General features: G+C 67.9%; 10 protein-coding genes. 4 read left to right on the top strand and 6 right to left on the bottom strand.

Annotation, left to right across the window (positions count from 1 at the left end; genetic code table 11):
* Positions 1 to 100: 100 nt before the first annotated feature.
* Positions 101 to 1,069, bottom strand: coding sequence for a zinc-binding dehydrogenase (locus E1200_RS28745; protein ID WP_243708903.1), 969 nt, complete (start codon positions 1,067 to 1,069; stop codon positions 101 to 103).
* A gap of 325 nt (positions 1,070 to 1,394) precedes the next feature.
* Between E1200_RS28745 and E1200_RS28740 the strand changes: the two genes are divergently transcribed.
* Complete coding sequence (locus E1200_RS28740) at positions 1,395 to 3,074, top strand: Eco57I restriction-modification methylase domain-containing protein (RefSeq protein WP_207933596.1); 1,680 nt, start codon at positions 1,395 to 1,397, stop codon at positions 3,072 to 3,074.
* An 8-nt stretch (positions 3,075 to 3,082) separates the two neighbouring features.
* Positions 3,083 to 3,814, top strand: coding sequence for a PaeR7I family type II restriction endonuclease (locus E1200_RS28735; RefSeq protein WP_131955213.1), 732 nt, complete (start codon positions 3,083 to 3,085; stop codon positions 3,812 to 3,814).
* Between the two features lie 472 nt (positions 3,815 to 4,286).
* On the opposite strand, the gene E1200_RS28730 is transcribed toward E1200_RS28735, so the two are convergent.
* The 3 genes from E1200_RS28730 to E1200_RS28720 are packed head-to-tail and all read right to left on the bottom strand — an operon-like array spanning position 4,287 to position 5,526.
* Complete coding sequence (locus E1200_RS28730; RefSeq protein ID WP_131955212.1) at positions 4,287 to 4,493, bottom strand: DUF397 domain-containing protein; 207 nt, start codon at positions 4,491 to 4,493, stop codon at positions 4,287 to 4,289.
* Between the two features lie 2 nt (positions 4,494 to 4,495).
* Complete coding sequence (locus tag E1200_RS28725) at positions 4,496 to 4,708, bottom strand: DUF397 domain-containing protein (RefSeq protein ID WP_131955211.1); 213 nt, start codon at positions 4,706 to 4,708, stop codon at positions 4,496 to 4,498.
* The gene (locus tag E1200_RS28720) at positions 4,705 to 5,526 is read right to left on the bottom strand and encodes a helix-turn-helix transcriptional regulator (protein ID WP_165950506.1); all 822 of its coding nucleotides are present in this window, start codon (positions 5,524 to 5,526) and stop codon (positions 4,705 to 4,707) included. The genes E1200_RS28725 and E1200_RS28720 overlap by 4 nt, the downstream gene beginning before the upstream one ends.
* Positions 5,527 to 5,678: 152 nt before the next feature.
* Between E1200_RS28720 and E1200_RS28715 the strand changes: the two genes are divergently transcribed.
* Both E1200_RS28715 and E1200_RS28710 read left to right on the top strand, forming a co-directional pair.
* Positions 5,679 to 5,909: a hypothetical protein gene (locus E1200_RS28715; RefSeq protein ID WP_131955209.1), complete on the top strand. Its 231-nt coding sequence runs from the start codon at positions 5,679 to 5,681 to the stop codon at positions 5,907 to 5,909.
* 106 nt (positions 5,910 to 6,015) lie between these two features.
* Positions 6,016 to 6,318 (top strand): hypothetical protein, encoded by a 303-nt coding sequence (locus tag E1200_RS28710; RefSeq protein ID WP_131955208.1) that lies wholly within the window; start codon positions 6,016 to 6,018, stop codon positions 6,316 to 6,318.
* Positions 6,319 to 6,398: 80 nt separating this feature from the next.
* Here E1200_RS28710 and E1200_RS28705 read toward each other — a convergent pair whose 3' ends face one another.
* Positions 6,399 to 6,809, bottom strand: a complete 411-nt coding sequence (locus tag E1200_RS28705; RefSeq protein ID WP_131955207.1) for a hypothetical protein — start codon at positions 6,807 to 6,809, stop codon at positions 6,399 to 6,401.
* A 229-nt stretch (positions 6,810 to 7,038) separates the two neighbouring features.
* Positions 7,039 to 7,503 (bottom strand): hypothetical protein, encoded by a 465-nt coding sequence (locus E1200_RS28700; RefSeq protein WP_207933595.1) that lies wholly within the window; start codon positions 7,501 to 7,503, stop codon positions 7,039 to 7,041.
* Between the last annotated feature and the right edge of the window lie 216 nt (positions 7,504 to 7,719).

The following is a 7,719-nucleotide window of genomic DNA, read 5'->3' as shown; positions in this document are numbered from 1 at the left end:
CCCCGCGCGGACGTCCCTCTTGTCCCCCACCCTTCGGCAAAGGAAATCTCCGTAGACGCCACCACGAAAACACAGGGCAAAGCCGGTGGGCGCCGCCGGTTTACGGGGTGATCACGAGCTTGCCGATGTGGGTGCCGCGGCGGAACTCGGCCTGGGCGTCGTGGATGGCGCTCAGCGGGTACCGGGCCGCGATGCGAGGGCGCAGGGTGCCGGCGCGGGCCAGCTCCGCCAGCTTTGCGAAGTGGGCGCGGGTGTGCATCGAGGAGCCGATGAGGCTGAGGTTGTGCAGGTAGAGGCGCCGCAGGTCGAACGGGACCACGGCCCCGGCGACGGCGCCGGCGATGACCCAGCGGCCACCGTCGCGCAGCTCGGGCAGGACGCGTTCCAGCCAGGGGCCGCCCGCCACGTCCGCGACGGCGTCCAGCCCGCCGGGCGCCGCCGCGCGCAGCTCGCGGGCGGGATCGCCGTCTCGGGATACGGTCGCCGCGGCTCCGGCCTGCCGCAGCGCTGCCGCCTTGGCACCGCCGGTCAGTGCCACGACCCGCGCGCCGCGCGCCACGGCGAGTTGAACGAGGGCGAACCCGACCCCGCCGGACGCGCCCGTGACCAGGACCGTTTCGCCCTCCCCAATGTGGGCGCGCTCCAGCATCCCCATCGCCGTGCCGTAGGCGACGGGGAGAGCGGCCAGTTCCTCGTCCGACAGCGGCGAGTCGCTCATGTCGTGGACGCGGTCGGCGTCGACCGCGACGTAGGTCGCGAAGCCCCCGTCCGCCTCGCTGCCAAGGAGCCCGACCGGCACCGCGTCGTCGTGGCCGTCCGCGTAGAAGGCGGGATCGACCAGCACCCGGCGGCCTGCCACGTCTTCGGGGACGCCGGCGCCGACCGCGGTGACGATACCGGCGATGTCCCCGCCCTGGACACGGGGAAAGTCGATCGGACCGCGCCATCCGGCCTTCGCATCGGGACGCCCAGGCAGCCCGTACGCGCCCTCCCGCGTCCAGATGTCGGTGTTGTTCAACGCCGCCGCGCTCACCCGTACGAGCACCTGGCCGGGGCCGACCTGGGGCACCGGCCAATCCTCCCGCACTTCGAGAGCGTCCGGCCCGCCATGCCGACGCAGCACGGCGGCGGCCATGAGTCGATCGCTTCCCACCCACCCGTCCTGCCCTAGGCCCTGTCCCCCATGCGCAGCCGGTCTCCCGGCACCGCTGAGCCCTGCGGGGGTCTTACCGGACGCCCCCGGCCAATGGCAGCAGGTCAGCGCCCGCCCGGCGACATGTGACCGGTACGGCTACCGTGGGTCGCGGGCGTATGCGTCCACAAGCGGAGCCAAGAGTTATCCACAAGGTGACAGTCGCGCCGACGTCTCCGGGCCTGGCGGTATCGTCTGGCCGGTGGTCACTCAAGCGCTGTTCGACGTAGACGAGCCTCCGCCGCCAGCGGCGCTGCAGGAGGCCGTGCGGCACGGAGAGGTCTTCACCCGCCGCTGGGTCGTCGAACTGATCCTCGACCTTGTGGGCTACACGGCCGACCGTGACCTCGCCGCGCTGCGGCTGGTCGAGCCGGCCTGCGGGCAAGGCGCCTTCCTCGGCCCGATCGTGCAGCGGCTGAGCCAGTCGTGCCGGGCCCACCGGCGCCCGCTGTCGGACGCCGCCGAGTCCCTTCGGGCCCTCGATCTACTCGAAGGCAATGTAGAACTGTCCCGCGCGCTCGTCCGCGAGCGGCTCACGGCCGATGGCTGGGAAGAAGCCCAGGTCGACTCCGTCACGCGGGGCTGGGTGCACCAGGGCGATTATCTGCTTGCCGCGCACCGGGCGGCCGAAGCCGATTTCGTTGTCGGCAATCCGCCGTACATCCGCCTTGAGGACGTTCCGGACGGGCGCATGGCGGCCTATCGCTCGGCCTGCTCGACCATGGGCGGACGAGCCGATGTCTACGTGGGCTTCTACGAGGTCGGCCTTCGCAGCCTGAAGCCCGGGGGCAAGCTCGGCTTCATATGCGCGGATCGCTGGATGCGCAATCAGTACGGTCGGCGGCTCCGCCAAATGGTGACGCAGCGCTACAGCATGGATCTCGTCCTGGTCATGCATGACGTTGACACGTTCCAGGACCAGGTGTCCGCCTATCCGGCCATCACGGTGATCCGCAACGCCGCGCAGGGTCCCGCCATAACCGCTGATACCACGCGGGAGTTCGGGCAGGACGAGGCGCGGGCCCTCCTTCGCTGGATCGCTGACCCCGCGCAGAACACGCTCGTGGAAGAGGGCGGGGTCAAAGCCGCCCGCCTGCCGCACTGGTTTCCCGGTGAAGACTCCTGGCCGACCGCCTCACCTGCTCGCCTCGCCGTCCTGGAGAAGCTCAGCGAGAGATTCCGGCCCCTCGAGGACGAGACCACGGGAACGCGCGTCGGCATCGGTGTCGCGACGGGTGCGGACAAGGTCTTCATCACGGAGCAGGCAGACCTCGTGGAAGAAGACCGGATGCTTCCACTTGCCATGGCCCGCGACACCACGACAGGGCATCTGAACTGGGGCGGTAGTTACCTGGTGAACCCGTGGAACGCCGCGGGCGCCCTCGTCGACCTGGCGGATCACCCGCGGCTGCGCGCCTATCTCACACGGCACAAGGCCGCACTTCGGAAGCGTCACGTGGCCGTCCGGCAGCCGGAGCGCTGGTACAAGACGATCGACAAGGTCGATCCGCGGCTGAACACCCGCGCCAAACTGCTGCTGCCCGACATGAAGCAGGTAATCCATCCCGTGCTGGACGAGGGCGGCTTGTACCCTCATCACAACCTGTACTTCATCGTCTCCGACGTCTGGGATCTGCGGGTGCTCGGCGGACTGCTGCTGTCCAACGTCGCCGAAGCGTTCGTGAAGGCGTACGCGGTCAGGATGCGCGGCGGGACCCTCCGGTTCCAAGCCCAGTACCTCCGCAAGATCCGCGTCCCCGACCCGGCGGAGATCGACGTGCAGACCAGCAAGGCCCTGGCGGACGCGTTCGAGCGCCGCGACGTCAGGGCAGCCACACAAGCCGCACTGCGCGCCTACGGGATCGCGGACCTCCCCGAGTAAGGAACGTATTGGCAGTCAGCCGGCAGGACTTCGAGGACGCGATTGCCGCCTACTGGGGCGCCAGGAAGTCACAGCGGGAACTGTCACGCATTAAAGACGTCGTCGGAGCGGGCACGGCCGGCGCAGTACGGGGCGGTAAGCATTTCGACGACATCGCCGCCCTGCTGGCCAAGTTCTTCCTGGAAGCCGGATACCCGCCCGAGGACATCCGGGTCACCACGAAACAACGACTGGAACTCCCCGGCTACTACCGCCCACAGAAGCAGTGGGACCTCGTGGTGTCGCACAAGAACACGCTGGTTGCGGCCTTTGAACTCAAAGCGCTCGGCGGTCCCTCCTTCAGCAACAACTACAACAACCGGGTGGAAGAGGCGCTAGGCAGTGCCGTCGACCTCAGACGGGCCGTACTCGCCGACCTGTACCCCGGCGAGAAGCCCTGGCTGGGCTACTTCTTCATCATGGAGGACGCACCCGCTTCCCGCTCCCCAGTGCGTCTGGCTGAGGGCTCCTCTCCCGTTGAGAAAATCTGGCGGGGGATGTCCTATCAGGCAAGGTTCGCACTATTCTGCGAACGCATCATGGCCGAAGGGTTGTACGACGCGGTCTGCTACATCGTCTCCTCCGAGAAGGACCCCCAGCCTGTCGAGCTGGTCGAGAGCCTCGACTGGAAACACTTTTCCGCAGCCATCCACGCCCGACTGACCTACCTCAGAGAATTGGGCCTCCCGGCAGCCACCTAGCGCGGGCAGACCACCTGAGTTCCGGGCCTTTGACTGAGGGGCGCAGGGTGGGCGGTGTGGTTTTCCGCAGAAGGTAGGGCGGCCGTCCTCATGAGGCGCGAAGCGGCGGCTCTCGCGGTCTCGACGGTCGTCCTCGTCGCTCCGACGCGCGAACGGCGCAGCCCCAGGCGGGCCAGGCCGGTCCGTCCAAACACGGCTTTCGGGACACATTGAGCGAGTTGGTCGACACCAAAGGCGGCCACGGCCGTCCTACTCCGCGTGTAGACGGCGAACGGCGAGTGGTCCGGCGCGGCGGGCGTGTCCGACGTGCGGACGAGACGACCCGCCGATCCGGCCGGCTACTTCAGGATCGGCGGCTTGTCGATCAACTCGGGCCCCAAACCACCCTCAGCCGAAGCCTGCTACGCCTTGGCAACCAAGATCTCCTGCCAAATCCCACCGTGGGCGGCCAGGCCACCCCGGCCGCCCACAGCTACCGCCCCAGGTCGTACGCGGACGCCTTCACACGGTCGGCGAACGCCCGCCAAACCGCAGGGCCGAACGCCAGGTGGGGGCCGTCCGGGTCCTTGGAGTCACGCACGGCCACCGCAGGCGCGAGAGCCGCAACCTCCACGCACTCGCCGCCCTGGTGCGCGCTGCGACTGCTCTTCCGCCACTCGACGTCCGATGGACCGACCATGACTACCGCCCCAAGTCGTACTCTCTCGCCTTCACACGATCGGCGAACATCCGCCAAGCCGCAAGACCGAACACCAAACGCGGCCCGTCCGGATCCTTGGAATCACGAACGGCAACCACCGGAGCAAGGGGCGCAACCTCCACGCACTCGCCACCATGCTGATCGCTGTAACTGCTCGTACGCCAGTTAACAACCGACAGGTCTCTCTCCCTCATAGCTCCTCCAGCACGGCCTTCATCAAGGCCAGGGACTCCGCGGCGGGCAGCGCATGCCCTCGAACCAGGTCATATCGTACGACGTGTCTCGTGACGCGAGGCGGTTGATTGATAAGTATGCCTTCGCCACCCGACTCCGTATACACAACGGCCATACCGTCCTCGAAACCAAGAATAGTGAACATCCCACCAAGGCCGTCGTGAAAACCAACATCGAACGGAACTATGTGGATCATGTTAGTAGGACTCTCAGCGAACTCAATTATATGGGATAGTTGCTCGCGCATGACTTCACTGGTCCCGACCATCCGGCGCAGAACGATTTCATCCATGATGAACCAGGTGCGTGGTGGATTTTGGCCAACGAGTACCTCTTGACGCTTCAGGCGCTCTTGAACCAGCCGATCAACGATCTCGGGAAGCTGATTGGCACCGAGAACGGTGCGCGCATACCCCTCTGTCTGTAGCAGTCCAGGCACCAAGGTCGGACTGAAGTTTCTGATGAAATTCGCCCGTGCCTCGTAACCCAGATATTCCGAGAATCCCGGTGGCACGACGGCAACGTGTCGGGTTTCGTTGATTCGCTCCCATAGGCGGCAGAACAGGCCGTCCACCCGAAAGAAGGTGTCGAGGGCGTTGGCGAATTCTTCGGACGGCAGGTTCTTGCACAGCTCGACCTGGCCGCCATAGGAGTCGGCGAAGCCGAGCTTCTCTGCGAGGTCCTTCTTGCTGAGGCCGGCCTGCTTTCGGCGCCATTCGAGTTCCTTCGCGAAGGTGACGATGGCAGGTCCGTCGTAGGGCTCGGATCGGGCGGGCATCACGACCTCCGGGGGGCTGCACCCGTGCGGCGGGTGCGGATGATCTTGCCTGCGGTGCATTGCTGGTGGTGCTCGGTCGATTTCCCAGAGTAGCCGAGCGTGTGAGGGTGGTCACACGAAATGGCGAGTGAGGCCGACTCAGAGGGAACTCGATGGACACGCGGATGCAGGTGGAAGAGCGGGAGTTGGAGCGGCTGCGGGCCGACTTCGCGGGGTGGCGGATCTGGCGGGCCGTCAAGCAGGACGGGCGGCTCGGTGAATGGGTCGCAAGCCTGCATGACCCACGCGTGGGAGTCGAGCCGACGCTGATGTACCCCACGGCGCCGCTGCTGCGGGCCGCCCTGCTCCGGCAGGCCGAGAAGGCGCAGGTCAGAAACCGGTGAATCGGCGGTGGCGCGGTCGCCACCGTCCTTCGAAGCGCGGCGCGGCCGGTGGACGTCCCCCCGGCGGGCCCACCGGCCGCGCCGTCCCATGGAAAGAGGTGTGCTCATGGGCATGCAGGTCGACATCCACGCGGTCTCGGCGCCGTCCAACGAAAGGCGTGTGCACCTGGACGCGCTGCGGGCGGCGATCGATACGCGGCGGGAGCTGGCGTGCGGGATGGTCGAGCGGCGCGGCATGACCTGGGTGAGCGTCGTCGGGGTCGGCGGGGCGCGGCGCCTGGTCGAGGTCGGGTGCGACTACATCCGGTCGGCGTGGTGGTTCACCTGGGACGACGGGCGGCCGATCGTCCCCGCGCGGGACGTCCACCGGGCCGTTGACGTGCTCACGCGTGAACTGTTGACGCCGTGAGCGGTCAGGCCGGGGCGCATGACGCGGCGGCGGTGTCGAGTGCGGGCACCGCCGCCCTCAGCCGTCGTGTGCCGGTGCAATTACTTCCATTCGTAGACCTTGGTCTCGGTCTTGCCGCTGGCGTTCGCGTCGTATTCGAAGACGGCGGCGATCTTGTTCAGGCGCGCGAACGTCCCGGAGGCGCCCCGGTAGAAGATCGCGCCCCGGAACGAGGTCGCGCCGTCGTTCAGCAGCTCTCCGACTCCCGTGCCCGTCCAGACGACGGTCTCGCCGCCGCCGGACATCGTGCAGCCCTGGCCTTCGCCGCGCAGGACGCCGTCGGCGCCGAGGACCGACACGTACGTCCCCATGTCCACGACCTCTTCGTCGAGAAGCCGGCCGCGGGTCTCGAAGGAGACCTCGACCCTCGCTTCCCCCTGCTCGGTCGGCGGCAGCACGCGCGTCCCCGTGACCTGCCCGCTGTCATGGCCCAATTGCTCCCCCAAAGCCATCTTCATCTCCCCCAATCCGGATGGCTTATTTCCAGTCGAACACCGACCCCGTTCACCGGTCAATGTCGTCGGGGCGCGCGGAAGTCACCCTTGTTCCCCACTCTTCGGCAAGAGCGATCTCCATCGGCGACGGCACGAAGATCCCGGCCAAAGGCCCAAGGGCGCCACCGGCCGCGGTCGTGAGTACCGCGGCCGGGTCGGCCTCAGCAAGTGCGGCCTGCACTGACGCTCAGCGGCCGGGGAACGGCAGCAGGTCGGCGTGCCTGACGACGTAGCCGCCCTTGGTGACCGGGGCGAAGGCCGCGGGCCCCATGCAAGTGCCGGCCCTGCCCTCCACCCAGGTGCCCTCCTCGTCCTGGTCACCGTTGACGACCGACCAGGAGAACCCCATCCGGTCATGCCGGCCGTCGTGGACGCTGAAGCCGAGCCGCTTGCCGATCTGGTCCTTGATCGGCTCATCGGCATGGGTGACGACCGCGGTGAGCGTGGCGTTTCCGGGGCTGGTCACGAGGCAATCGACCCTGGCCCGCGACCGCACGGTCCACCCCTCCGCCGGAGAGTGGTGGGAGATCTTCACGGTGCCCTCCGCGTCGGTCGGCAGCCCGTCGGGGGCGCCCGGCTTGGGCGACGAGTACGGGACGGCACGGGCATCGAAGGTGAAGGTGCGCAGGTCCTGGTCAGGCCAGTACGTCAACCGAATCTGCGCCGACCCTGACACAAGCGCCGACTTGGCCGCCGCGGAGATGGGTTCCGCAACGGCGGGAGCAGCCGTGACCGCGATGGCGACCCCGGCAAGAACCGCGATCCTGGTGGTGCTGAGCATGGGGGGCTCCGTTCACTCGGCAGCCGGACCCAGGCGGCCCGGCCCCCTCATGCTCCGACCGGGCATCACCCCGGCCCTCCCCCAAAC

The sequence above is a fragment of the Actinomadura sp. GC306 genome, assembly GCF_004348665.1.
In the GTDB taxonomy this organism is placed as follows: Bacteria; Actinomycetota; Actinomycetes; order Streptosporangiales; family Streptosporangiaceae; genus Spirillospora.
This window is presented reverse-complemented; position numbering and strand designations above follow the sequence as displayed.

Excerpts from the sequence above, each read along its gene's own strand:
- E1200_RS28730 (WP_131955212.1), bottom strand. The coding sequence starts at position 4,493 with ATGGTCGGTCCATCGGACGTCGAGTGGCGGAAGAGCAGTCGCAGCGCG.
- E1200_RS28720 (WP_165950506.1), bottom strand. The coding sequence starts at position 5,526 with ATGCCCGCCCGATCCGAGCCCTACGACGGACCTGCCATCGTCACCTTC.
- E1200_RS28710 (WP_131955208.1), top strand. The coding sequence starts at position 6,016 with ATGGGCATGCAGGTCGACATCCACGCGGTCTCGGCGCCGTCCAACGAA.
- E1200_RS28725 (WP_131955211.1), bottom strand. The coding sequence starts at position 4,708 with ATGAGGGAGAGAGACCTGTCGGTTGTTAACTGGCGTACGAGCAGTTAC.
- E1200_RS28705 (WP_131955207.1), bottom strand. The coding sequence starts at position 6,809 with ATGGCTTTGGGGGAGCAATTGGGCCATGACAGCGGGCAGGTCACGGGG.
- E1200_RS28715 (WP_131955209.1), top strand. The coding sequence starts at position 5,679 with ATGGACACGCGGATGCAGGTGGAAGAGCGGGAGTTGGAGCGGCTGCGG.